General features: G+C 70.8%; 25 protein-coding genes and 3 pseudogenes. 16 read left to right on the forward strand and 12 right to left on the reverse strand.

Going from position 1 to position 20,949, the window contains the following annotated elements; translation table 11 throughout:
- The first annotated feature begins 137 nt into the window (after positions 1-137).
- The 4 genes from AB0E14_RS08710 (at position 138) to AB0E14_RS08725 (ending at position 3,426) form a co-directional block, all read left to right on the forward strand.
- The gene (locus AB0E14_RS08710; protein WP_362413952.1) at positions 138-785 is read left to right on the forward strand and encodes a HutD family protein; all 648 of its coding nucleotides are present in this window, start codon (positions 138-140) and stop codon (positions 783-785) included.
- Complete coding sequence (locus AB0E14_RS08715; protein WP_362413954.1) at positions 725-1,129, forward strand: FKBP-type peptidyl-prolyl cis-trans isomerase; 405 nt, start codon at positions 725-727, stop codon at positions 1,127-1,129. The genes AB0E14_RS08710 and AB0E14_RS08715 overlap by 61 nt, the downstream gene beginning before the upstream one ends.
- Before the next feature lie 697 nt (positions 1,130-1,826).
- A complete protein-coding gene (locus AB0E14_RS08720; RefSeq protein WP_362413956.1) occupies positions 1,827-2,693 on the forward strand; it encodes a DUF1684 domain-containing protein in 867 nt (288 codons plus the stop codon).
- Between the two features lie 166 nt (positions 2,694-2,859).
- Complete coding sequence (locus AB0E14_RS08725; protein ID WP_362413958.1) at positions 2,860-3,426, forward strand: rhodanese-like domain-containing protein; 567 nt, start codon at positions 2,860-2,862, stop codon at positions 3,424-3,426.
- A gap of 7 nt (positions 3,427-3,433) precedes the next feature.
- On the opposite strand, the gene AB0E14_RS08730 is transcribed toward AB0E14_RS08725, so the two are convergent.
- On the reverse strand, positions 3,434-3,682 hold the full coding sequence (locus AB0E14_RS08730; protein ID WP_362413960.1) for a GNAT family N-acetyltransferase: 249 nt from the start codon (positions 3,680-3,682) through the stop codon (positions 3,434-3,436).
- Entirely contained in the window at positions 3,679-3,960 is a 282-nt protein-coding gene (locus AB0E14_RS08735; RefSeq protein WP_362413962.1) for a hypothetical protein, read from the reverse strand. Before AB0E14_RS08735 ends, AB0E14_RS08730 begins: the two co-directional genes overlap by 4 nt.
- A gap of 490 nt (positions 3,961-4,450) precedes the next feature.
- Between AB0E14_RS08735 and AB0E14_RS08740 the strand changes: the two genes are divergently transcribed.
- Positions 4,451-5,350, forward strand: a complete 900-nt coding sequence (locus tag AB0E14_RS08740) for a TauD/TfdA family dioxygenase (protein WP_362413964.1) — start codon at positions 4,451-4,453, stop codon at positions 5,348-5,350.
- A gap of 134 nt (positions 5,351-5,484) precedes the next feature.
- Here the strand turns inward: AB0E14_RS08740 and AB0E14_RS08745 are convergent.
- The 3 genes and pseudogenes from AB0E14_RS08745 to AB0E14_RS08755 form a co-directional block, all read right to left on the reverse strand.
- Positions 5,485-5,676 (reverse strand): annotated as a pseudogene (locus AB0E14_RS08745) (HNH endonuclease); the annotation flags it as partial.
- Positions 5,677-5,688: 12 nt separating this feature from the next.
- Entirely contained in the window at positions 5,689-6,945 is a 1,257-nt protein-coding gene (locus AB0E14_RS08750) for an MFS transporter (protein ID WP_362413966.1), read from the reverse strand.
- Positions 6,942-8,321, reverse strand: coding sequence for an NAD(P)-binding domain-containing protein (locus AB0E14_RS08755; protein ID WP_362413968.1), 1,380 nt, complete (start codon positions 8,319-8,321; stop codon positions 6,942-6,944). Before AB0E14_RS08755 ends, AB0E14_RS08750 begins: the two co-directional genes overlap by 4 nt.
- A gap of 210 nt (positions 8,322-8,531) precedes the next feature.
- Here AB0E14_RS08755 and AB0E14_RS08760 point away from each other — a divergent pair, with 210 nt between their 5' ends.
- Positions 8,532-8,894, forward strand: coding sequence for a metalloregulator ArsR/SmtB family transcription factor (locus AB0E14_RS08760; protein WP_362413970.1), 363 nt, complete (start codon positions 8,532-8,534; stop codon positions 8,892-8,894).
- 80 nt (positions 8,895-8,974) lie between these two features.
- On the opposite strand, the gene AB0E14_RS08765 is transcribed toward AB0E14_RS08760, so the two are convergent.
- Entirely contained in the window at positions 8,975-9,739 is a 765-nt protein-coding gene (locus AB0E14_RS08765; RefSeq protein WP_362413972.1) for an alkylmercury lyase family protein, read from the reverse strand.
- Between the two features lie 21 nt (positions 9,740-9,760).
- Here AB0E14_RS08765 and AB0E14_RS08770 point away from each other — a divergent pair, with 21 nt between their 5' ends.
- Positions 9,761-10,180 carry a heavy metal-responsive transcriptional regulator gene (locus tag AB0E14_RS08770; RefSeq protein WP_362413974.1) on the forward strand — a complete coding sequence of 140 codons (420 nt, stop codon included), beginning with the start codon at positions 9,761-9,763 and terminating at the stop codon, positions 10,178-10,180.
- Here AB0E14_RS08770 and AB0E14_RS08775 read toward each other — a convergent pair.
- The 3 genes and pseudogenes from AB0E14_RS08775 to AB0E14_RS08785 form a co-directional block, all read right to left on the reverse strand.
- A pseudogene (locus AB0E14_RS08775) lies at positions 10,163-11,224 on the reverse strand (ArsO family NAD(P)H-dependent flavin-containing monooxygenase). The gene AB0E14_RS08770 and the pseudogene AB0E14_RS08775 overlap by 18 nt on opposite strands.
- Positions 11,221-11,991: an MIP/aquaporin family protein gene (locus AB0E14_RS08780; protein ID WP_362413976.1), complete on the reverse strand. Its 771-nt coding sequence runs from the start codon at positions 11,989-11,991 to the stop codon at positions 11,221-11,223. The pseudogene AB0E14_RS08775 and the gene AB0E14_RS08780 overlap by 4 nt, the downstream one beginning before the upstream one ends.
- A 34-nt stretch (positions 11,992-12,025) precedes the next feature.
- Positions 12,026-12,334, reverse strand: coding sequence for a metalloregulator ArsR/SmtB family transcription factor (locus AB0E14_RS08785; protein WP_362413978.1), 309 nt, complete (start codon positions 12,332-12,334; stop codon positions 12,026-12,028).
- Between the two features lie 72 nt (positions 12,335-12,406).
- Here AB0E14_RS08785 and AB0E14_RS08790 point away from each other — a divergent pair, with 72 nt between their 5' ends.
- From AB0E14_RS08790 to trxB, 3 genes are read left to right on the forward strand one after another with little or no spacing between them, the layout of a single operon-like run.
- Positions 12,407-12,733, forward strand: coding sequence for a three-helix bundle dimerization domain-containing protein (locus AB0E14_RS08790; RefSeq protein ID WP_362413980.1), 327 nt, complete (start codon positions 12,407-12,409; stop codon positions 12,731-12,733).
- Between the two features lie 10 nt (positions 12,734-12,743).
- Positions 12,744-13,160: an arsenate reductase ArsC gene (locus tag AB0E14_RS08795; RefSeq protein WP_362413982.1), complete on the forward strand. Its 417-nt coding sequence runs from the start codon at positions 12,744-12,746 to the stop codon at positions 13,158-13,160.
- A gap of 47 nt (positions 13,161-13,207) precedes the next feature.
- A complete protein-coding gene (gene trxB, locus AB0E14_RS08800; RefSeq protein ID WP_362414143.1) occupies positions 13,208-14,155 on the forward strand; it encodes a thioredoxin-disulfide reductase in 948 nt (315 codons plus the stop codon).
- A gap of 747 nt (positions 14,156-14,902) precedes the next feature.
- Here trxB and AB0E14_RS08805 read toward each other — a convergent pair.
- The 3 genes and pseudogenes from AB0E14_RS08805 to AB0E14_RS08815 form a co-directional block, all read right to left on the reverse strand.
- On the reverse strand, positions 14,903-15,316 hold the full coding sequence (locus AB0E14_RS08805; protein ID WP_362413985.1) for a hypothetical protein: 414 nt from the start codon (positions 15,314-15,316) through the stop codon (positions 14,903-14,905).
- A gap of 50 nt (positions 15,317-15,366) precedes the next feature.
- Entirely contained in the window at positions 15,367-15,753 is a 387-nt protein-coding gene (locus tag AB0E14_RS08810) for a hypothetical protein (protein WP_362413987.1), read from the reverse strand.
- 145 nt (positions 15,754-15,898) lie between these two features.
- Positions 15,899-16,050 (reverse strand): annotated as a pseudogene (locus tag AB0E14_RS08815) (IS5/IS1182 family transposase); the annotation flags it as partial.
- 307 nt (positions 16,051-16,357) lie between these two features.
- On the opposite strand from AB0E14_RS08815, the gene AB0E14_RS08820 reads away from it, so the two are divergent.
- The 6 genes from AB0E14_RS08820 to AB0E14_RS08845 all read left to right on the forward strand — a co-directional run bounded on the left by AB0E14_RS08820 (position 16,358) and on the right by AB0E14_RS08845 (position 20,892).
- Entirely contained in the window at positions 16,358-16,891 is a 534-nt protein-coding gene (locus tag AB0E14_RS08820) for a hypothetical protein (RefSeq protein WP_362413989.1), read from the forward strand.
- A gap of 611 nt (positions 16,892-17,502) precedes the next feature.
- A complete protein-coding gene (locus AB0E14_RS08825; protein ID WP_362413991.1) occupies positions 17,503-18,516 on the forward strand; it encodes a serine/threonine-protein kinase in 1,014 nt (337 codons plus the stop codon).
- A gap of 3 nt (positions 18,517-18,519) precedes the next feature.
- The gene (locus tag AB0E14_RS08830) at positions 18,520-19,578 is read left to right on the forward strand and encodes a hypothetical protein (protein ID WP_362413993.1); all 1,059 of its coding nucleotides are present in this window, start codon (positions 18,520-18,522) and stop codon (positions 19,576-19,578) included.
- A 79-nt stretch (positions 19,579-19,657) separates the two neighbouring features.
- Positions 19,658-20,008 (forward strand): hypothetical protein, encoded by a 351-nt coding sequence (locus tag AB0E14_RS08835; RefSeq protein WP_362413995.1) that lies wholly within the window; start codon positions 19,658-19,660, stop codon positions 20,006-20,008.
- Between the two features lie 32 nt (positions 20,009-20,040).
- Positions 20,041-20,478, forward strand: coding sequence for an NUDIX domain-containing protein (locus tag AB0E14_RS08840; RefSeq protein WP_362413997.1), 438 nt, complete (start codon positions 20,041-20,043; stop codon positions 20,476-20,478).
- A 192-nt stretch (positions 20,479-20,670) separates the two neighbouring features.
- Complete coding sequence (locus AB0E14_RS08845; protein ID WP_362413999.1) at positions 20,671-20,892, forward strand: hypothetical protein; 222 nt, start codon at positions 20,671-20,673, stop codon at positions 20,890-20,892.
- Positions 20,893-20,949: the final 57 nt, after the last annotated feature.

Here is a 20,949-nt window from a genome sequence, read left to right on the forward strand (position 1 = left end):
CTCGGATGACACCGGGACGTACGACGGCCGGCTCGGCACGACTCCGCCGTCGGCGGCTACGGCGCACACGCGCCGGCCGAGGTCGCCCACGCACATATGATCCACACGCGTACCGCACACCCCCAGGGAGCCCGCACGTGCACCACTTCGATGTCGAGACACTGACGGTCAGCCCGTGGCGCAACGGCGGGGGCGCGACCAGGGAGATCGCCGCGTGGCCGGCGGGCACGGAGGAGTTCGGATGGCGCGCGAGCGTCGCCGACATCGACCGGGACGGACCGTTCTCGGCGTTCCCGGGCGTCGACCGGACACTCACCCTGCTCACAGGCGACGGCGTGCGGCTCACCTGCCCCGGCGTGTTCGACCGGCTGCTGGCGCGCGCGGGCGAGCCGTTCGCGTTCTCCGGCGACGACGAACTGGTCGCCGAACTGCGCGGCGGCACGTGCCGGGTACTCAACATCATGGTGCGGCGCGGCCGCTGGACCATCCGCGTGGACCAGGTCGCCGGCCCGGTCGTGCCGCCCGCCGGGCACGCCGGGGTGCTCCATGTGCTGCACGGCCGCTGGCGGACGAGCACGGACGGGCGTGTCCTGACGGCCGGCCAGGGCCTGTGGTGGGACCGGGACGACCACGCGGGTGCGGGGAGCACGCGGGTGCGGGGAGCACGCGGACTTCCCCGTCACCGCCGACCGCAACGCTTTCGACCGAGAGGGATGAGACAGCAATGGGAGAACCGACGAAGCCCGAGGTCGTCGTTCCGCACGGTGACGCTCCTACCGAGTTGACCGTCCGGGACCTGGTCGTCGGGGACGGGGCCGAGGTGAAGCCGGGCATGGTGGTCAGGGTCCACTACGTCGGGGTGGCCTTCGAGTCGGGCAAGGAGTTCGACGCCTCCTGGGACCGAGGTGAGCCGTTCAAGTTCGCCCTGGGCGGCGGCAGGGTCATCAAGGGCTGGGACCGGGGGGTGAGGGGGATGAAGGTCGGCGGCCGGCGCGAGATCATCGTTCCCCCGCGTCTCGGCTACGGCAATCAGTCACCCTCGCCACTGATCCCGGCCGGCTCGACCCTGGTCTTCGTGGTGGATCTGCTGGACTCGTATTCCAGCACGGCCGGGTGGAGCAACACCTAGGGTGTGTCTCGCCGATCATGCCGGGCCCTTCGCCGCATCTCCGGTTTCCGCCTCCGCAGCGTGGGACTCGGCCCAGCACCAGCAGCACCGCCAGGGCGACGAGGACGGAGTCGATTCGGTCCAGGAGACCGCCCGACCCGGCCGGCCAACTGCCTCGACCGGGTCGAGCTGTGCCGTACGGGTGTGGACTGGGTCGACCTGTCCCGGCTGCGGCGGCTGTTCCGGGCGGCCGCGGAGGCCCGGTCCTCGGCGTCTTCCTCGGCCGGAGCCTGCCCGAAGGACCGCCATCCCCATACGACGGGTGTGCCCCGCGCCGAGGCGAGACGAGGCACACCCGCAGGGACGGATGCATCCGATGTCCGCGGAGCCGGGTGCTCCGCTGGCGGCTGATGGGCGACACTGGTGCACCGCACCGGAGTTGTGGTTTGCTCGACCCATGAGCCTTCTCGTGATGCGTCGGCACGTGGACTACGCGCGCATCACAACCATGGCCTGTTCCGGCTGACATCGAGGCCTCGACCCGGCGTCCGAACAGCCCCACGCTCACACCGAACAGCTTCCGGGCGCCCCCTGACGGCCTCGTCCTGCCCCTGCGGCCCGTTCCTTCCGCTTTGTCTTTCGGACTTCCGGACTTCCGGACTTCCGGCACTGGATACGCGGCCGTGCACACACCATCCGCATCAGCAGGAGGAGACGCATGAGCGTCCGTGGCATCCCCGACACCCGCGAGACCGTCGACACCGACATCACCGGTACTCCCGATCCGGCGCGGTTCGCCGTGGAATGGGAGGAGTGGCACCGGGACAAGGACGCCCGGCTCGCCGCCGAGCACGGCTTTCTCGCGGTGACCGGTCTGCACTGGCTCTCCGAGGAGCCGCAGAGCTTCCCCGGCACGCCCGGCACGTGGTCGACGGGGCCCGAGGGCGTCACAGTCGACCTCGACGAGGGGACGGAACTCGTCGTCGACGGCACGGTGGTCCGGGGGAAGCACCTCTTCGGCGTCATTCCGGAGCGCGGCGGCGTCAACGCCGTCTGGAACGACACCGTGATCGAGGTTGCCAAGCGCGGCGGCCACGACGTGGTCCGGCCGCGCCACCCCGACCACCCACTGCGGACCGCCTTCACCGGGACGCCCGCGTACGCTCCCGATCCGCGCTGGGTGGTCACCGGCCGCTACGAGGCCTTCGACGAGCCGCGACCGACCACGGTCGGCGCCTCAGTCGAGGGGCTGCGGCACGTGTACGACGCTCCGGGCCGGATCGTCTTCCGGCTGGACGGACAGGAGTTGAGCCTGACCGCGTTCAACGGGTTCACACCCGGCACCCTCACGGTGCTGTTCACCGACGCGACCTCGGGTGTCACCACGTACGCGGCCAACCGCCAGCTCGGTGTGGACGCGCCCGGAGCCGACGGCGGTGTCGTGCTCGACTTCAACCGCGCCACCAATCTGCCCTGCGCCTACACCGACTTCGCGACCTGCCCGCTGCCGCCGGCCGAGAACCGGCTGCCCGTGGCCGTCGAGGCAGGGGAGCGCATCCCGCGGGAGCGCGGCCCGGTCCACTGACGGAACGCGCACTTGTTGCCGCGGTATGGCGACGGCATGGCGACCTCGTGACGGCACCGCACGTCGTCCCGTCCTGGCCGTGCCGCGCGCCTAGCATCTCGGGAATGGCCCTGTCACCTGCTCGGTGCAGGGTCACTCCCCCGTCACTGCCAAGGGCAGGATCGCCATGAGCAACTCCCCCACCCCCACTCCCACCGCCACCCTCACCGTCGGCCAGGCCGAGCCGCAGCTCCGCCGGCTGTACGTGGTCGACGTCCGCACCCCGGGCGAGTTCGCGTCCGGCCACCTGCCCGGCGCCGTCAACGTCCCCCTCGACCGCATTCAGGACAGCGTTGCCGACCTGCGAGGCTCGGCGGCCGACGGGTCCCTCCTGCTGGTGTGTGCCTCCGGTGCCCGTTCCGAGAAGGCCGCCGCAGCGCTCGCCGCCCACGGGATCGCGGCGTCGAGCCTCTCCGGCGGCACCCGGGCGTGGGCCGCCGCCGGTCACGTGCTCGAGTTCCCGCCCGGCCCCGTGCGGGCGGTCTGGGGGATGGAGCGTCAAGTCCGCTTCACCGCAGGCATCCTGGTCCTGCTCGGCCTGGCCCTCGGTCTGCTCGTGCACCCGGCGTTCCAGCTCCTGTCGGCCGGAATCGCCGGAGGCCTGGTCTTCTCCGCACTCACCGACACCTGCGGTATGGCCGTGGTTCTCAGCCGGCTTCCCTTCAACCGACGAGGCGCAGCACATCACGGGTGACGAGTCGTCACGGGGGTGCGTCGCGCAGGTCCCTGACGTACCGGTCGAACCGTGCGGCCTCGTCGCCGCGCGGCTGCCCGCCGGGGGTGAATTCCGCCCGCCGCGCGACTGCGGCGGAGGCGGGATTCTCCGGATCGACCTGGATCACCGCCTCCTCCGCGCCCTCGGTGGCCGCGTACCGGGCCGCCAGGAGGACTGCGCGGGTAGCCAGGCCACGCCCTCTCCACGACGGATAGAGGCCGTAGGCGACATTCACCTGGCCCGAAGCCAGGTCCTCCCCGCGAACCGCAGGTCGATCGTCCCCGCGAGCGCCTCGCCGGCGGCCACCCGGATGCCGAAAGCGCGCAGGGGACCGGCGGTGCTCCATTGTTGCCGGCAGTGCCGGAAGTACGCTTCCACACCGTCGCGCGTGCCCGGACCGCCGTTGAGCCAGCGAACCAGCGGCTCATCCTCGCCCGCGAGATGCGCCTCCGCATCGTCCGGGCGCAGCGGCGACAGAGTGATGATCCCGTCGGAAAGTCTCACTTCACGCATCCGCCGATTCTTGACGCCGAAGCCGCGTCGCACCACTGCATTCCGCACGACGTCCGCCCGGAGCCGTCCCACCATTCGGGCCGGTTGTGAACGCCGTACGTCGCGCGTATGGCAGGAGATTCAGGATGCGAGACGCGACAGGACAAGACATTGACGCGTCCGGTTTCCGCTGCAAGTCTCTTGGCCGTGAGCAGTTCTCGGAACCTCGCCGCGCGGCTGCACGTCGATCTTCGATGTCAAGCCGGCGCCATCTGTGCCGTCGGTCGATAGACCCACCGGCAGGCCTCTTTTCCCGCCCGCCGGATTCCTCCGGCCGGGTTTCCCTTTCCCGCCGTCGGGCGGTTCTCCTTCCCTTGCCCGGAGCCCTGGCACGCGCCTTTCCGCATAGGCGCTGTCCAGCCTTCCATCGAAGGTGAACAGGGTTCCCCATGACCACGACCCGACGACCCGACGACATTTCCTCACTCGCGCTGCCGAAAGGACCCCTTCCATGACCACCAGTACCGGCTTCGACGTCCGCAGGATCGGAGGCCGCATCGGAGCGGAGATCCTCGGCGTCGACCTCGGCGCCGACCTCGCCCCCGCCGTCGTCTCCGAGATCAACTCCGCGCTCCTGGAACACAAGGCGCTCGTCTTCCGCGACCAGCGGCTCGACGAGGCGGGCCAGCTCCGCTTCGCGTCCCTCTTCGGCGAGCTCACCACCGCGCACCCGACCGTGCCGTCCGTCGAAGGCCGGCCCCAGATCCTGCCGGTCGACGGCGACGAGGGGATCCGCGCCAACCAATGGCACACGGACGTCACCTTCGTCCGTACGCCGCCCAAGGCGTCCACACTGCGCGGCATCGTGGTCCCGCCCTACGGTGGCAACACCCTCATCGCCAACTCGGGCGCCGCCTACCAGGACCTGCCCGAGCCCCTGCGGGAGCTGGCCGACAAACTGTGGGCGGTGCACACGAACGTCTACGACTACGCGGCCCCGAGGAGCGAGAAGGCGGCCGAGCACCGCAAGCAGTTCGTCTCCCGGACGTACCGCACCGCCCACCCCGTCGTCCGCGTCCATCCCGAGACCGGGGAGCGGGGGCTGTTCATCGGCGGCTTCGCCCAGAGCGTCGTCGGGCTCAGCCCCTCCGACTCCCGCGACCTCCTGCGCCTCTTCCAGTCGTACGTCACCCGCCCCGAGAACATCCTGCGCGTGGTCTGGCAGCCGGGCGACCTCGTCCTGTTCGACAATCGCATCACCCAGCACTACGCCCCCGACGACTACGGCGACCTGCCGCGCCTGCTGCACCGCGTGACCGTCGCGGGCGACGTCCCGGCCGGTGTCGACGGCACGCTCAGCCATGTCATCGAGGGCGACGACGCGAGCCACTACACCCCCGCGGTGCTCTGAGCCCCGGAGAAGCACGGACCTTCCCTCACCCACGCGCGGATGTCACGCCACGCCACCGCGGGCCAGAGAGGGCGCCCGGCCACCACAGGGCGCAGGACTGGGCCCCGAACTCCCCTCGGGTTCCAGAGGCCCCGGCGGAGCTTCGTGGCGGTCCACTCGCCGACCTGGCGGCAGTGCGCGTCCGGGAGCGGCGGCATCCACTCCGCCGGGTCCTGGTCGCTCTACGAGCGGTTCGACCTGGCCGTCACCGCCACCAGCGACGCCGCGGCGTCCTGGTCGTTCGTGTACGCCTCCCGCCGGGCCGCCGTCCACGCGCTCGCGCCAGTTGGCAGGGAGCGTCATTCGTCGCGAGCGGTATTCCCCAGTGATGAGACTGCGGAGGCGCGGACCGTCGTGCCGACGGCGATGAGCGCCGCAGCGGCTCCGATTCCGGCAAGCATGCCGAAGAGCTGGGGGGTGCCGCCGAGGGGCGGGGCGAGGAGGGCCGCGGCGAAGGGGGCGAGGGCGGAGGCGGTCATCGCGGGTGCGCTGAGGATTCCGGAGAGTCGGCCGTAGTGGGTGGTGCCCCACCGGTCGGTGATGGCGGTGGCCTGGAGGAGCGTGAGGTTTCCGCGGACCACGCCCGCGACGACGGACACCGCGATCAGCAGACCGTACGGCCCGGGGACAGTGGCGAGGGCGGCCGTGGTCAGCGCGCCGAGAACGATAAGGATCACGGTGCGGGTGGTCGTGCCGGTGCGGCGGGCGAGGGATGCGTAGAGGGTGCGGCCGAGGGTCTGCCCGGCCCCGCCGAGGCCGAGGGCCCAGGCTGCCTGGCTGGTGGTGTAGCCGCGTTCGATCAGGAGCGGGACGAGGGTGACGACGACCGCGTACATCGCGAACGCGGAGAGCATGAACGCCAGCCCGAGCAGCAGGAACGGGCGGCTGCGCACGACGTCCCGTGGGGTCGAGGCGACGTCGGCGGGTACAGGAGGGGCGGGTGGCCAGGGGGCGCGCAGGGCGACGGCGTGTGCGGGGATCGTCACGACGGCCAGGATCACGGCGAGGACCAGGAAGGTGGTGCGCCAGGTGAAGTGGTCGGCGAGAACGGCGGTGAGTGGGGCGAAGACGGTGGAGGCGAGGCCGCCGGCGAGCGTGACGATCGTCAGGGCGCGCACATGGCCGGGGGCGAACCACCAGGTGAGGGCCGCGAACGCGGGCTGGTAGAACGTTGCCGCCATCGCGAACCCGGCCAGGACCCAACCGAAGAAGAACACCGGCAGGTTCGGCGCCACGGCTATGACCACCAGGCTCACCGCGCCCGCGACGGAACCTGCGGTCATCACCATGCGGGGCCCGCGATGGTCGATGACCCGGCCGACGGGTATCCCTGCGATACCGGAGACGACCAGGGCGAGCGAGAACGCTGCCATGGTGGCGGTGGTGGACCAGCCGGTCGCGGCGGTGATCTCGGGGTTGAGGACGGGGAAGGCGTAGTAGACGATTCCCCAGCTGGTGATCTGCGTGGCGCACAGCGCGGGCAGGACGGCGCGGGGCCGCGACCGGACCCCCGTCCCGGTCGCGGCCCCGCTCGCACGGGTGTTGAGGTCGGTCACGAGCCGCAGGCAGGCACCGGGGCCGCCGTGGTGCCGAGCTGGATCAGGGCCGGCGCGGGTGCGCAGCAGCCACCGCCGTCGCCCGCCTCATCGGTCTCCGGCTGGTCGAAGAGGCCGGCGCCGCCACACACCCCGGTCTCCGGGAGGACGAGTTCGACGCGCTCGGCGGACTCTCGGTCGCCCGCGATCGCCGCGGCCACGGAGCGGACCTGCTCGTAGCCGGTCAGGGCGAGGAATGTCGGCGCGCGGCCGTAGGCCTTCATCCCGACAAGGTAGACACCCTCCTCCGGGTGTGACAGTTCCTTCACACCGTGCGGGTAGACGGTGCCGCAGGAGTGCTGGTTCGGGTCGATCAGCGGCGCCAGTCCCACCGGTGCCTGGAGGCGCTCGTCGAGGCCGAGACGGAGTTCGTCCAGGAACGACAGGTCGGGCCGGAAGCCGGTGAGGACGATGACCTCGTCGACCGCGTCGAGGCGGCGGCCGTCCTCCGCGACCAGGACCAGGCGGCCTTCGTCGTCGCGCTCGATCGCGTCGGTCCGGAAGCCGGTGACGGCATCCGCGTGGCCGTCGTCGACGGCGGCCTTGGCGGCGAGGCCGAGGGCGCCCCGGGCGGGGAGCTGGTCGGCGGTGCCGCCGCCGAAGGTTGAGCCGGAGATGCCCCGGCGGAGGATCCAGGTGGCGTGGGTGCCGGTGCCGTCGTCGGCCTTTGCGAGGTCGGCGAGCAGGGCGAGGGCGGTGAAGGCGGAGGCGCCGGAGCCGATGACAGCGGTGCGCTTCCCGGCGTAACGGGCGCGGGCGGCGGGGGCCTTGAGGTCCGGTACGCGGTACGAGATCCGGTCGGCCGCGGCGCGCTCACCCAGTGCGGCCAGGCCGTCGCCGCCGGCGGGGCCGGGGAGGGACCAGGTGCCGGAGGCGTCGATGACGGCGCGGGCGAGGACCCGCTCCTCACGCCCGTCGGCGTACTGGACGTGAACGGTGAAGGGCTGGGTCTCGCGGTCGGCGTCGACGATCCGGTCGCGGCCCGAGCGGGAGACGCCGGTGACCCGAGCGCCGACGCGCACCTTGTCGCCGAGGACGTCGGCGAGCGGCTGCAGGTAGTCTGCCGCCCAGTCACCGCCGGTGGGGTAGGCGCTCGCGTCGGGCTTCACCCAGCCGGTGGGAGCGAGGAGCTTCTCGGCCGCAGGGTCGGTGACCTCGCCCCAGGTGGAGAAGAGACGGACGTGCGACCACTCGCGCACTGCGGCACCCGCCTGCGCCCCCGACTCCAGGACCAAGGGCTCCAGGCCGCGGTCGGTGAGGTGGGCGGCGGCAGCCAGTCCGGCAGGGCCTGCTCCGATGACCACGACGGGCAGCTGCTTGCCGACGGTGGCGTTCATGACGAGTCCCCTCACGTTGTTTCGACGTACGTCGATCTCTTGTGCCTTCAGCATGGCACTTGCATCGACAAGCGTCAACATAGACATGCATCAAATTAAAGAGTCGGTCGCGAGGCGCGGCAAGCCTGCGGGCATTCACACTCGGCCCCGGCGCACCACCCGGCAACTCGCCTGCCGGCAGTGTGGTGCGCAGCCCCCTTGGATAGCTGGATGTCGAATATGAAGACGCTTCCGCTGCTGGAGCCCACCGTCGAGCCCTGCTGCTCGCCGCTGGCCGAGCGGCCGCTGACGGCCGAGGAGGCCGAGCGGACAGCCCTCATGTTCAAGGCGCTGGGCGATCCGGTCCCGCTGCGCCTGTTCTCGGCGGTCGCCTCGCACGAGGGCGGCGAGGCATGCGTCTGCGACATCTCCGACGTCGGCGTCTCCCAGCCGACCGTCTCCCACCACCTGAAGAAGCTGAAGGAGGCCGGGCTCCTCTCCTCCGAGCGGCGCGGGACCTGGGTCTACTACCGCGTCGAGCCGGCCGTCCTCGCCGCCATGGGCGCGCTCCTCACCAAGACTGCCGCCGCGTGACCGCCTCAACCATCGTGGTCCCGCCCTCTGCGGAGCTCCGATGATTCCCGCCGGAATACGCTGCGGAACCCGGCTCACCTTCACTTCTCGGCGAGCAGCGGGCCGAAGGTCCGCTCGGCGATGGCGACGGCCTCGGCCTGGTCGGTGACGCGGCCGGGGATGTCGGGGTGGCGGCGCGCCCACGTCTCGGCCGTGGTGCGGTCGGCGAAGAAGTTCAGGGCGTCGCAGCACACGTCGGCCGCCGGGCCTCGTGCCGGGCGTCGGCCGACGAAGACGACCGCTCCCTCGGGCTCCCACCGTGCCGCGCCACTGGTGAAGGAGACCGTGACCGGGTGACCGCTGACCGGGTCGGAGGAGGTGACCCGGACGTCCTGGTCGAGCATCGCGGCGATGCCGAGGGCGTCGATCGCACACATCGACCACGCCTCCACCCCGTTGCCGAGCCTGACCCGGTGAGGCGTCTCGACTGCGGAGAAGGGGTACGCGACTCGCACCCTGTCTTCGGTGTCGAGGGCGAGGAAGTCCTCGGCGGCAAGCTCTGCGAGGACGTCGCGGGCGGTACGGCCGGCTTCGGCGGCGACCGGTTCGAGATCGGACGTGCTCGGTGCGGAGCCGGTGGTGGCGAAGTGCCGCAGCACCGCCTGGTGGACGGTACGCAGTCCCCGCTCGGCGGGGGCCCGGCGGCCACGTCCCGCTCGCCCGATCGGATCGAGGAGCTGGTCGTCGCAGCACTCCTTCGCGCTGTCGAGCGCCGCCCGCAGTACTCCGACGCCGGGCGCCCCGTCCGCCCGCCCCTGCTCGTCCCGGTACAGGCGGCAGGACGCGCCGGCGGGCGCTCCGGGCACGGCGAACGGGTCGACGCCTCCATGCCTATCGGAGAGTTCGCCACGCAGGCGGGGCTGTCGACCAAGACGATCCGCTTCTACGAAGAGTCGGGCCTGCTGCCCGCGCCGCCGCGTACCTCCGGCGGCTACCGGGACTATCCGGCGCAGGCCACCACTCGGCTGTCCTTCGTCCGCGACGCCCAGGCCGCCGGGCTCTCTCTCGCCGAGATCCGATCGGTTCTCGCCCTGCGCGACAGCGGGCAGGCCCCGTGCCGGGAGGTCGGGGCGCTCATCGAGCAGCACCTGGCCGACAGCGAGCGCCGCATGAGCGAGCTGCGCGAAGCCCGCGCCGCGCTGCGCGAGCTGTCCCGCCGGGCCGCCGTGACCGACCCGGACACGTGCACGGACGGCGACATCTGCACCATCCTCACGCGCCCCGCCGGCTCACACGGCGCCGAGTAGTCCGGCGATCTGCCGGGCGGCTTCACGGGCGGGGCGGCCGACGCCGATGAGGGTGGCGGAGGCGGGGCCGGTCCAGTCGCCGTAACCGAGGAGGTGGAGGCGGGGCTCACCGATGGCCTGGGTGCCGGAGGTGGGGATGTGGCCTCGGGCGCCCCGCAGGCCGAGTGGGGCCAGGTGCGACAGTGCGGGGCGGAAGCCGGTGCACCAGACGATCGCGTCGGCCTCGGCGGTCATGCCGTCGGCTCACTCCACCCCGGTCGAAGTGACACGGGTGAACATCGGCTGGGCCTTGAGCAGGCCGGCGTCGCGGGCCTCGCGTACGGGTGGGACGGCGACGATGTCACCCAGCGAGGCGACGCCGCCCGTGTCGGCGCGGCCCTCGTCGAGGGCGCGGCGGCGGGCGGTGGCGTGGTCGAAGAGAGCGCGGCCGTCGATGTCGTCGGCGAGGTAGCGCGGTTCGCGGACGGTGACCCAGGTGAGATCGGCGTCTTGGGCGAGGTCGGCGGCGATCTGGGCGCCGGAGTTGCCGCCTCCGACCACGATCACCTCGTGTCCGGCGAAGTCGCGTGGGCCGTGGTACTCGACGGTGTGGAGCTGGGTGCCCTGGAAGGTCGTACGGCCGGGGACAGCGGGGACGAAGGGTCGCGACCAGGTGCCGGTGGCGCTGACGACCGCACGGGCGAGCCAGGTGCCGGAGTCGGTCTCGACGCGCAGGAGTTCGCCGTCCCGGTGGACGGCGGTGACGCGTACGGGGCGATGGACGGGGAGTTCGTAGCGCTGCTCGTAGTCGGTGAGGTACGTGACGACGTGGGTGGCGTCCGGGTACGTCTCGCCGTGCTGCGGCGGCATGAGCCGGCCCGGCAGCGAGGAGAAGGCGGCCGGGGAGAACAGACGCAGGGAGCCCCAGGTGTGCTGCCAGGCACCGCCCGGCGTGGACTGCGCGTCGAGGACGACGAAGTCCACGCCCAGGCGGCGCAGGTGGTAAGCGGCGGCGAGCCCGGACTGGCCGCCGCCGATCACCACCACGTCCACGAGCTGGGTCACTGGGCTTCCGTCGTACCGCGCATGAAGATGACCGCGACGAGGGCCAGGCCGACGGCCGTGCCGATGATCTGCATGCCGATGAACGCCGGGACGGATGCCGGGGCGATGCCCGCGAAGGTGTCCGTGAACGCGCGCCCGACCGTCACCGCCGGGTTCGCGAACGAGGTGGACGAGGTGAACCAGTAGGCCGCGCCGATGTACGAGGCGACCGCGACGGGCGCGAAGCGGAGGCGGTCGGTGCGGGCCAGGCCGAAGATCAGCAGGATCAGGCCGGCCGTCGCCACGACCTCGCCGAGGAACAGGTTGCCCGCCGAGCGGTCGTGCGTGGACCACTTCACCAGCGGCTCACCGAACATCGCGTCCGCCAGAATCGCCCCCGCGATCGCGCCGATGATCTGCGAGGGGACGTAGACGGCGAGTTCGCGCGCGTTCACGCCCGCGCCGCCGCGACGGGCGGTCCACCACTCGGCCAGGGTGACGGCCGGGTTGAAGTGCGCGCCGGAGACCGGGCCGAGGAGGGCGATCAGGACGCCGAGGCCGAAGACAGTGGCGGTGGAGTTGGCCAGCAGCTGCAGCGCGACGTCGTCGGTGAGCTGGGTGGCCTGGATGCCGGAGCCGACGACGACGGCCACGAGGGCCGCCGTACCCACCAGCTCGGCGGCGGCGCGGGCGGCGAGCGGGGTACGGGGCGGGGTGGCGCCGGGTGCGGGCTGCGGTGACGTGTCGGTTGCTATGGCGTCACTCGCAGCGGGCTCGGTGGCGGTCACGGGCGGGTACTCCTCGGCAGGTGAGGGCGAGAGGCTACGGGCAGGCTCTCTTGGCGTCGGCGTTGGCGCGCGCGGTCTCCGCGAGGGCGGTGAACTGCCCGGCCAGGGCTTCGATGACGTCCGGCTTCAGGCGGTAGTAGGTGAACCGGCCGCAGGGCTCCGTCTCGACGACCCCGGCCTCGCGCAGCACCTTCAGGTGGTTGGAGAGGTTGGTCTGCTTGGCACCGGTCTCCTCCACGAGGTGGGTGGTGCACAGCGTCTCGCGGGCGAGCAGGGTCACGATCTGCAGGCGCAGGGGATCGCCCAGAACCCGGATCAGATCAGTATCGACTGACGTCATCATGGGCTGATACTCTCACATCACCCGGCGCTGATACCAGCCTGGACTGACCTCTTTGAGCCCTGGGGGTTCTCCATGACCGCGTCCTCGTACCCGGTCCTTCCCGACGGACGACTCGCGGCGGGTGGCGCCCGCCTCGCCGTGCGCCACCAGGGCCGGTACTCGGTGGAGACGGTACAGCGGCTGATCGCCGACTCCTACGAGCAGCTCGCCGCGCACGTGCACGTCCGCACCCACCTCGTGGTGCCGGCGGAGCGGTTAGCCGCCGAGCGCCTGGACGCACTGGCGCATGTCGAGAACCCGGTCCCCGCCGGGGCCCGGCTGCGAGTGCTGTTCGCGTGCAGCCACCACGCCGGCCGCTCACAGTTTCCCGTCCCCGCACCACGCTCCGTCCCTGCCTAAGGAAGACCCGATGACCGCTCCGCTCGCCTCCGTGCTCTTCGTCTGCGTCCACAACGCCGGCCGCTCCCAGATGGCCGCCGGATTCCTCAACCACCTCGCCGGTGACCGCATCGAGGTCCGCTCTGCCGGTTCCCTCCCGGGCGAGCAGGTCAACCCGGCCGCCGTCGAGGCCATGAAGGAGGTCGGCGTCGACATCTCCGACCAGAAGCCGAAGGTCCTCACGACCGAGGCCGTCCAGGCGTCGGACTACGTCATCACCATGGGCTGCGGCGACGCCTGCCCGATCTTCCCCGGCAAGAAGTACCTCGACTGGGCCCTGGAGGACCCGGCCGGCCAGGGCGTCGAAGCCGTCCGTCCCATCCGCGACGAGATCAAGGTCCTCATCGAGGGCCTGATCGCCGAGATCGACGCGACGCAGGAGGCGTAACCGAAGTGACCGAGCCCTCCGCCGACGATGTCCGTGAGGTCATCGTCATGGGCTCCGGCCCCGCCGGATACACCGCCGCCCTCTACACCGCACGCGCCCAGCTCGAGCCCCTGCTCTTCGGCAGCTCGATCTTCGTCGGCGGCTCGCTGACCACGACGACCGAGGTCGAGAACTTCCCCGGCTTCCCCACCGGAGTCGACGGTCCGGACCTCATGGACGACATGCGGGCCCAGGCCGAGCGATTCGGCGCCGAGACGATCGACGACGACGTCATCTCCGTCGACCTGACGGGAGACATCAAGGAGGTCACCGACAGCGAGGGAACGGTCCACCGCGCCAAGGCCGTGATCATCGCGACCGGCTCCGGCTACCGCAAGCTCGGCCTGCCGAACGAGGACGAGCTCTCCGGCCGCGGCGTCTCATGGTGCGCCACCTGCGACGGCTTCTTCTTCCGCGACCGCGACATCGTCGTGGTCGGTGGCGGCGACACCGCCATGGAGGAAGCCACCTTCCTCACCCGCTTCGCCCGCTCCGTCACCGTCGTCCACCGCCGCTCCACTCTGCGCGCCTCCAAGGCCATGCAGAACCGGGCGTTCTCCGACGACAAGATCTCCTTTGCCTTCGACAGCGAGATCGCCGAGATCAAGTCCGAGAACGGCATGCTCGACGGCGTCGTCCTCCGGGACGTCATCACGGGCAGGACCCGCGACCTCGACGCCACCGGCCTGTTCATCGCCATCAGCCACGACCCGCGTACCGAACTCTTCACAGGCCAGGTCGACCTGGACGACGAGGGCTACATCAAGGTCGACTCGCCCTCCACCCGCACGAACCTCCCCGGCGTCTTCGCCGCCGGCGACGTCGTCGACCACACCTACCGCCAGGCCATCACCGCCGCAGGCTCCGGCTGCCAGGCCGCCCTCGACGCCGAGCGATACCTCGCCGCCCTCGCCGACGACAGCAAGACCGCCCCCAGCGTGACGCTCGCCTCCTAGAAGCGAGCGGCACGAAGTGATCCACATCGAGCCGGGCCGCGTCGGTCCCCACGACGCCGTCGTACGGGCTGAGCCGGGATCCGCCGGTCAGTGCGCAGCCGGCCGCGATCTGGGGCGCTGCCGGCGACATCACCGAGCACCCGCGCGGCCTGGTCGTCGCCGTGCTCACACACAAGACCGGGCACTCCGTGCGCAACGCGCAGACCGCGTACGCCGACGACCCCGTCCTCTGCCCCGTCCGCGCGTACAAGGCTCCTACTGCGCGTCGGCCGCCGAGACCTACAAGGCGTTCAAGGAGGCCGAGGACGGTGTCTCCCACGTCGAGATCGTGAAGGTGACACCGGGCCTGTAGGCCGCGCCCGCCGAACTCTTTACGTGAGCGCCCCGTCCCGGGCAGCACACGGGACGGGGCGCTTAGGCATATGCCGACGGTTCTTTCATGCACGCCTCTGTTGCCCGACGGGGGCGCGGTGGCAGGGTGTGCGCACGCGGTCCTCGCAGACCACCCCCGGAGAGGGACCGCCATCTGGTTGGCCCCGCCCGCAGCCGAACGGGCGGGGCCGCGCCGCCCCTTGCCGGCTCCCCACGGGAAGGGGGCGGGCACACGCCCAGGTCGCGCGGAGCGGCCTCGCCGTTTGCGTGTTTCTGATCCCCGATGATGCGGAACGGTAGCTGTCGTGGTGAAGCGCAGATGCAGAACAGCCCCGGTTCGCAGTGTTCTGAACCGGAGCTGTTCTGCTGACGTTCTCAGGGGACGAGGAGCCAGAAACCCTGGTCGGCGTACTGGCCGTTGATGCCGACGGTGACGGTGAGAGTGTCGTCGCGGTCACCGCACTGCGGAGTCCTCGTGTAGGCGGGGTAGGCGTCGGTGCCGAAGGGGACGCCGGCGACCGGCACGGTCTGGGGTGTGATGTTGTGGACCGTCAGCTTGGTGTCGACGAACCGGATGCAGTAGATGCCGGTGCCGCCCTTGGTCACCTCGGCGATGCCGGTGCCGCGGTCGACGTCGCCGTTGTACTTGATCAGGCCGGATGCCTGGGCGTGCGGTGCCCTGACGGGAGTGCCGATGCCCGTCGCGAGTGCGATGCCGCCTGTCAGGGCCGCCGCGGTGACGACGGAGGCGGCGATGACGGTGATGCGTGCCTTCTTGGTCTTGAACACGGTTGCTGCCTCTCAGGAGCCCGAGCGGGTTTCTTGGGCCGGGCCGGCGGTCAGTGGACGGTGAGGGTGAAGCCGTCGTCGATGGCGGCCCCGTTCAGGTTGCGTACGTAGACGAGGATGGTGTCGGTCGCGTTGCCGCACTGCGAGGTGGGCGTCTCGTAGGCGTGGACGCTGCCGCCGGCCGGGCCGCCGGTGACGTGGACGATGCTGTCGGCGAGGTCGACGGCGTCCGGGCCGACCTTCACGCAGTAGCCGCCGGTCTGGAACTTGCTGCTGGAGACCACGTTCTTCTGCTTCAGCAGCGTCCCGTTGGCCGCGACTTTGGCGGCGGCCTGGGTGTGGGGAGCGAAGGACGGCTCGGGCCCGGCCTGCGCGGGAGCCGCGAGGGCGACGGTCACCGCGACGGCTCCGATACAGGGCATGGCGAAACGACGCATGGCACTCTCTCGTTCACTAGGGCGACGCAATGCGACGGTGAAGACGCACAGCGTGATGATCGACTCATCGGCAATGAGATCGGCGGGGAAGTCGTGCCGCAATCCGTCGCCCAGGGCTTCTAGGCCAGCTGGGGGTGGCGCATCTCCGGGTGAGCCGACGGGTCACGAGGGTGATCGCCGCCCAGATGACGAGGGTTTCGGGGTGTTGGACGAGAGTTCGTCGTCCCTCGCGTGGCGGCGGGCGTTCATCATCCGTGCGAGCGACCGTTCGACGGCCCGGCGGCGGGGCAGGACGACGAGGCGCCGGGCCGGTGACGAGGCGTACGCGCGGCCCGGCTCGTCTCCCCGGAGGAGCCCGATGCCGGAGGTCGCCGAGGCCCTCGGGGACACGGAGAAGGCCGCCCGCTCGCACAACCCGCGGAGAGGGACCGCGTCTCCTTCGCCCACCCCGCAGCCGAACGGGCGGGGCCGCGCCGCCCCTTGCCGGCTCCCCACGGGAAGGGGGCGGGCGCACGCCCAGGCCATGCGGAGCGGCCTCCCTGTGCCACGACCACCGGGACCCGCTACGAGGATCGATGTCAGTCCTCGTTCATACGATCACCGCATGCCTGATGCCTTCACTGTCCTGTGGACCCACGACACGTGCCGTGCCCTGCGCAAGGCAGGCCGCGTGGGCGAGCGGCCGCCGGTCGCCTACTCCGGTGTCCACCAGTCCCTGCCCACCTGGTCGGGCGCCCGTGCCGGTGACGAGGTGTACGCACTGCACGTCAACCGGTGCGAGGTGTTCGTGGTGTCCCGCATGCGGGTCATCGACATGGAACGCGGCGACTGCTGCGGCGCCGCTCAGGCGACGTGGCAGGATCCACCATTCCCCGGGCACGACGACTGGTGGATGCTCGGAGCCGGCGGCTGCGGCGCCGGCGCGGTCCACGTGGAGGCGACACCCGTACGCTTCGACACACCGATACCCGGCGACCTGCTGCCGGCCCTCACCTGGCGCAACGCCCGAGGCAAGACCCGCAACCTGAAGTACGTCGTCGACGGCCGTCTCGAGCGCTTCGTCAGCCTTCAGGGCTTCTACCGACTCACTTCCGAGTCCGCGGCCACGCTGTCCGGGCTCGTCGACGGCGTCCGGTGAACCTGGGAAGCCACGCATCCGGATCCGGGCGACCGCTTTGTCAGCCCTCGCGGCCGCGATCGGTCTGTTTTTCAGCGCCACGGTGGCGTCGTCACGCGTGAACGCGACTCGCAGGCAGTTGGACCAGGACGAGCGGCATCAGCCCGGACGGGTCGGCTTCTGGACAGGGCCGGGCGGCGGTGGATCCGCGGCCCGACCGGGCTCCGCGCATAGGTGCCCGGGGTCCACGCTGTGGTGCAGGGGGTCGCTCTGCAGGACTCGGAGGACGTATGCATGGCTCGCGCCGAAGTCGAGCGGGCCGAGGACTGGGAAGGGCTCCCAGACCCACGTCTGGGAGCTCGGTCTCCACGACGCGCTGTTCACGGAGGTGCGGACCGGGTCGAGTCGTCAAGGCCGCCTTCGGCGGCGCTGGGCGCTGGGAAGTGTCCTCCTGGCCGGGGCACTGCCTGCCCACCCCGACGACCAAGCAACGAGATCGCCCATTCGGCTTGAGTTGGGTGCGGAGGAGTGGCTCATTGGGCCAGCCGCCTTCCCTCAGCCGGTGTTTCGGTGCTGCGGTTACGACCTCCGAGGCGAACCTGAAGCGCCTCCGGCGTAAAGGTGGCGGCTGCTTGATCGGGGACCAGATCGCGGGCTACGAAGTGGAGCGCGAAATCGGCCGTGGGGAAGGGTCCGTCGTCTACCGCGCGAAGGATCTGCGGCTGGACCGGGTCGTGGCTCTGAAACTGCTTGCGCCCGAGTTGGGCCGTGATGAAGCATTCCGGCAGCGCTTCGCCCACGACTCACGCCTCGCAGCTGCGATCGACCACCCGCATATCCTGCCGATCTACGAAGCGGGCGAGGCCGATGGTGTCGTGTACATCGCCATGAAGTACGTCCACGGCCTCGACCTACGGGCGTTGCTGGACCGGGAAGGCTCGCTCCCGGTCGAAACCGCCCTACGCATTGCCACCCAGGTGGCCTCGGCCCTCGACGCGGCCCATGACCACGACCTGGTGCACCTGGACGTCAAGCCCAGCAACATCCTGGTCGCCGCAGGAACCGACAGCGACTACCCCGAGCACGTGTACCTCACGGGCTTCGGGCTGTCGAGGACTTCGCTGTCGCTCAGTGGGTTCACCGCGGCGGGCACGCTCGTCGGCTCGCTCGACTACTTGGCGCCGGAGCAGACCTCCGAGCGTCCCGTCGACGGCCGGAGCGATCAGTACAGCCTGGCCTGCGTCGTCTACGAAGCCCTTGCCGGGAGGCCGCCGTTCGAGCGCGAGAACGCCATGGCGCTGCTGTGGGCTCACCAGTACGACCCACCGTCTTCCCTTTCCGAGACACACCCCGAGATCCCGCCCGATGCCGATGCCGTGTTGGCCAAGGCGTTGGCCAAGTCTCCTCAGGGCCGATACGCCTCGTGCCAGGAGTTCGTGGTCGCGTTGCGCTCTGCCACCCAGGGCACCAGCGCTGCCCTCGGAGAACCGATGCCGTACCGGAGGCCTTCGCCCCCCATGCTCCCCGAGCCCCCCATGCCGTACCGGGAGCCTTCACCCCCCATGCCGGCCTCGCCCTCTCCTGGCGAGTCGCCTGGAAGCACGCCACCTGGACCGCCGTTCGGCGATGATGACGACGAGTGGTGACGCGTGGGTGACATCGCCAGGAGCGCTCTCGGCGGGGCGTGGACGGTGCTGGTCGGATGGCTCTTGCCGACCGCGTTGAACGTGAGCGTCTTCGTCGTGGCCGTCTGGCCGAGCCTGGGGCGCACCGGGGAGTCCTTGAGGCTGTGGTCGGACGGTGTCACCCCTCTGTCTGTCGGAGTGCTGGGCGTTTCAGTGCTCCTCGGGCTGGCCCTCTGCGCTCTGCAGAACCCTCTCTACCGCGTGCTGGAGGGTTACGCCCTCTGGCCGAATGCGCTCTACGCGTTCGGGTGCGCTCGCCGACGGCGGGCGAAGCAGGATCTTCAGGACCGCCTCGCGCTGATGCGGTGGGAGCGCCATGAACGGGAGGACCGCCTGGCACCGGATGACACCGCCGAACTGACCGCCTTGCGCGCCGACCCGCGGATCACCCGAGCCGCTCGTAAGGACCGCCGGCGCACTGCTGTCCAGCGCGCGCTGCTCCGCGAGCGCCTCGCTCGCTACCCCGTCAACGACGCACAGTTGGCGCCGACGGCGCTGGGCAATGCCATCCGGCGCTTGGAGGAATACGGCTACGACCGGTTCCGCCTCGACACCCAGGTGATGTGGAACGAACTGACCGGGAACGCGCCGGAGCAGGTCCGCCGACAGGTCGACCTCGCCCGCGCGAATGTCGACTTCTTCGTGGCTCTGCTCTACGGCCACTGCGCCGTCGTCCTCTGTGCGGCAGCAGCCCTGGCCACAGCCGGCCCGGATGTCCCCCTGCTGCTCACCGCCATTGCCGTGCCAGGCTTACTGATTCCGGTGTGGTATCGCGCGGCGGTGTCCGCAACCGACGAGTGGTCCGCGGCCGTAAGAGCACTCGTGAACACGGGACGCAAACCGCTCGCCGATTCCCTCGGCCTCCAACTACCGGGCGAGCTGGTCTCCGAACGCGAGATGTGGGCACTGGTCTCCAAGATGTCGCGGCTGCCGCATCACGAACGTGCCGCAGGACTGGACCCCTTCCGAGCACGGCCCCCCGAGAGCTCACCGCGGTCGGCTGGGGACAGCGGCGCCGCCTGAACCACCATTGTCCAACGCGCACTTACCCGCATCAGACCGGTTCGAGTTCGACTCGGGACTCCTGCAGGGGGCCTTGGCCATGTTCGACCTGTCGGAGCCGTTCCGCGGGAATGTCCCGGACCGGGATCAAGACACTAAGGTGATCATCGCGCAGATACCTCACGATGTGCTGCCGCTCCCGGTGGGCCGGGCACGCCGGGCCCTGGCCGTTCCCATGGAGGCGTCCGGTGTGGGCGGGGTCCTGGCGGACCTGATGACGTCGATACGGGGGCAGGCCGGATACACGGACGGATACCTGGACTACGCCGCCCTGACGATAGAACCGGAACTGACTCCGGAGCTCCTGAGCCGGGTCAGGCCGCCTGCCGAACCCGAGACATCGCCGTCGACAACGTCGTTGACCGTCAACTGCGGCTGGATGCCGCACTGACCCAAGACCAACCACCACCAGGAGACCAGCTCATGAAGCAGCGTGTGCGCGCCGTCCTGCTCACCGATCACGGCACCATGCTCGTCATCAACCGCATCCGTCCCGGCATCCCGCCCTACCAGGTCCTCGTCGGCGGCGGCGTCGAACCCGAGGACACCGGCCTTGAGGCAGCACTGCTGCGGGAGGTCCGTGAGGAGATCGCCGGCGAAGCCGCCGACCTGCGTCCGTTCTGCCGGCTGGAGAACGACAAGGGCGAAGCCGAGTACTTCTACACCGCCCAGATCCTCTCCTGGAACTTCGACGACCGCACCGGACCCGAGTTCCAGCGTGACGACCGCGGCGAGTACCTGCTCGAGGAAGTCCCGCTCACCATCGAGGCCATCAACGCCTTGAACCTGCTGCCGCCCCAGGTCAAGGACGCGCTACTCGACGCGATCAGGGAAGGCGCCCTCACCGCCCCCGTGGCGTAGCCAGCCACCGCTAGGCCGTGCCTGCATAACCCGTTCGGACCAGCTCCGCTGGGGCGCTGCACAGCGGAGTCCTCGCAGGTCGGACCCGGTGGGGAAACCGTCTGGAAGGGCTGGTGGAGGTCTTGCGGGCTGGCAGCGCACGACGGCCGGTCGTTTCCTGGCAGCACGTCTGCCAGGAGACAGGAGGAACTCATGGCCAAGCAGGGCAAGGCGAGGTCCACCTCGCTGAACGAGGTCAAGGCGAGCCTTGAACGGGCCTCCGCCGACGTCGACCGTGTGCTGAGGCTGCAGGGGATGCAGACCGAAGGGGGTGCTGCCACCCCGGCCGTCGCCGGTTTCCACAGCACCCAGTCGATCGGCTGCAGCACGTACAGCGTGGCATGCGGCGGTGGCGGCGGAACGGTGCAGATGTGACCGCGGAAGGATCACGAGCCTGCCGGGGCCCCTCTCGGGGCCCCGGCGGCTGAGCGC

It is taken from the genome of Streptomyces sp. NPDC047981 (assembly GCF_040653315.1).
Classification (GTDB): Bacteria; Actinomycetota; Actinomycetes; order Streptomycetales; family Streptomycetaceae; genus Streptomyces.

Bases quoted from the DNA above. Each gene is read 5' to 3' on its own strand.
- AB0E14_RS08715 (WP_362413954.1), top strand. From the start codon at position 725: ATGGGAGAACCGACGAAGCCCGAGGTCGTCGTTCCGCACGGTGACGCT.
- AB0E14_RS08720 (WP_362413956.1), top strand. From the start codon at position 1,827: ATGAGCGTCCGTGGCATCCCCGACACCCGCGAGACCGTCGACACCGAC.
- AB0E14_RS08725 (WP_362413958.1), top strand. From the start codon at position 2,860: ATGAGCAACTCCCCCACCCCCACTCCCACCGCCACCCTCACCGTCGGC.
- AB0E14_RS08735 (WP_362413962.1), bottom strand. From the start codon at position 3,960: ATGCGTGAAGTGAGACTTTCCGACGGGATCATCACTCTGTCGCCGCTG.
- AB0E14_RS08740 (WP_362413964.1), top strand. From the start codon at position 4,451: ATGACCACCAGTACCGGCTTCGACGTCCGCAGGATCGGAGGCCGCATC.
- AB0E14_RS08755 (WP_362413968.1), bottom strand. From the start codon at position 8,321: ATGAACGCCACCGTCGGCAAGCAGCTGCCCGTCGTGGTCATCGGAGCA.
- AB0E14_RS08760 (WP_362413970.1), top strand. From the start codon at position 8,532: ATGTCGAATATGAAGACGCTTCCGCTGCTGGAGCCCACCGTCGAGCCC.
- AB0E14_RS08770 (WP_362413974.1), top strand. From the start codon at position 9,761: ATGCCTATCGGAGAGTTCGCCACGCAGGCGGGGCTGTCGACCAAGACG.
- AB0E14_RS08785 (WP_362413978.1), bottom strand. From the start codon at position 12,334: ATGATGACGTCAGTCGATACTGATCTGATCCGGGTTCTGGGCGATCCC.
- AB0E14_RS08790 (WP_362413980.1), top strand. From the start codon at position 12,407: ATGACCGCGTCCTCGTACCCGGTCCTTCCCGACGGACGACTCGCGGCG.
- AB0E14_RS08795 (WP_362413982.1), top strand. From the start codon at position 12,744: ATGACCGCTCCGCTCGCCTCCGTGCTCTTCGTCTGCGTCCACAACGCC.
- trxB (WP_362414143.1), top strand. From the start codon at position 13,208: ATGGGCTCCGGCCCCGCCGGATACACCGCCGCCCTCTACACCGCACGC.
- AB0E14_RS08810 (WP_362413987.1), bottom strand. From the start codon at position 15,753: ATGCGTCGTTTCGCCATGCCCTGTATCGGAGCCGTCGCGGTGACCGTC.
- AB0E14_RS08820 (WP_362413989.1), top strand. From the start codon at position 16,358: ATGCCTGATGCCTTCACTGTCCTGTGGACCCACGACACGTGCCGTGCC.
- AB0E14_RS08835 (WP_362413995.1), top strand. From the start codon at position 19,658: ATGTTCGACCTGTCGGAGCCGTTCCGCGGGAATGTCCCGGACCGGGAT.
- AB0E14_RS08840 (WP_362413997.1), top strand. From the start codon at position 20,041: ATGAAGCAGCGTGTGCGCGCCGTCCTGCTCACCGATCACGGCACCATG.
- AB0E14_RS08845 (WP_362413999.1), top strand. From the start codon at position 20,671: ATGGCCAAGCAGGGCAAGGCGAGGTCCACCTCGCTGAACGAGGTCAAG.